Here is a 1,190-nt window from a genome sequence, read left to right as displayed (position 1 = left end):
GCAGGATCCAGCTCCGGCCCCACCTGATCAACGGCTGCCTCACCGCCACCGGTCTGACCCTCGTACCACCGACTCCACCCTGAAAACCTCAGTAGAGGACCCGACCCTGGTGGTCCTGGACACCCAGAGTGTCCACGCGGCCACCTCGGTCCCCGCCTCCACGACCGGCCACGATCCGGCCAAGCGGGTGCCGGGCCGCAAGCGCGGCCTGGCCGTGGATGTCCTCGGCCTGGTCATCGCGGTCGTCGTCCTCGCCGCGAACGTTCACGACAACACCGCGGGCATCGCCCTGCTGAGCGAGGTCGCCGAGAACGCCGGCGGCACCGTCAGCAGGGCTCTGGTCGACCAGGGCTTCAAAAACCAGGTCGTCGCACACGGCGCCAGCCTCGGCATCGACGTGGAGATCGTCCAACGCGACCCGCAGCACAAGGGGTTCGTCCCGCAGCCGAAGCGGTGGAGGGTCGAGCAGACCTACGGGATCCTGATGCACCGACGTCTGGTCCGCGACTACGAACACCGCCCCTCCTCCTCGATCTCCCGCGTCTACTGGGCAATGACCCACGTGATGGTCCGACGTCTCACCGACGCGAACACCCCCACCTGGCGAGAAGAGGCGGCAGCCGCATGAACATCCAGCCTCTCCTCCAGGCACTGGACATCCAGGAAGAGGCCGCCCGGGCCCTGGCCGACGACCTCCGCGCGCAGATCGACGACCTGCAGGCCCGGCTGCGGGAAGCCGAGACCCACCTCGAACACCTCGCGATCACCCGCAAGACCGTCACCAGCCTCGCCGACCGGATCCCCGCCTCCCTGCCGGAACTGCCCCAGCATCCGGACTACGCCCGCATCCTCACCGTGTTCCACGAGGCCACCGGACCACTGCGGGCCAAGAACATCTGCCAGACCCTCGGCCACGAACTCCTGCCCAAGAACGCCGAGGACACCCGAGCCAAGCTGAAACGCCTGGTCAAACTCGGCATCCTCACCGAAGCCGACACAGGCAGCTTCGCCAGGAAGCAATAGCCACCGCTACGACCAGCACCCCTGACGCAACCCTCATACAGAAACGGACATCACTTTACGAACCGCCCACTAAGTGGGCGTTTGATGTTGATTCGCGGTGGGTATTTCGAGCTGCTTTGCCGCATTCATCGCCAACGTGCACAGCCTGAAATGCCTGGAAACTTCAC

2 protein-coding genes are annotated in these 1,190 nt (G+C 65.9%); both read left to right on the top strand.

Features of this window, described 5'->3' with window-relative positions:
• On the top strand, positions 1-628 hold a 628-nt coding region (locus tag ACIRJP_RS42715; protein WP_404186661.1), incomplete at its 5' end, for a transposase.
• Positions 625-1,023, top strand: a complete 399-nt coding sequence (locus tag ACIRJP_RS42710; protein WP_404186659.1) for a hypothetical protein — start codon at positions 625-627, stop codon at positions 1,021-1,023. The genes ACIRJP_RS42715 and ACIRJP_RS42710, both read left to right, overlap by 4 nt.
• The last annotated feature ends 167 nt before the right edge of the window (positions 1,024-1,190 follow it).

The sequence above is a fragment of the Streptomyces sp. NPDC102437 genome, from assembly GCF_044765565.1.
Taxonomy (GTDB): Bacteria; Actinomycetota; Actinomycetes; order Streptomycetales; family Streptomycetaceae; genus Streptomyces.
Note: the sequence above shows the minus strand (reverse complement) of the source record. Positions and strands in the feature narration are given on the sequence as shown.

Bases quoted from the DNA above. Each gene is read 5' to 3' on its own strand.
- ACIRJP_RS42710 (WP_404186659.1), top strand. From the start codon at position 625: ATGAACATCCAGCCTCTCCTCCAGGCACTGGACATCCAGGAAGAGGCC.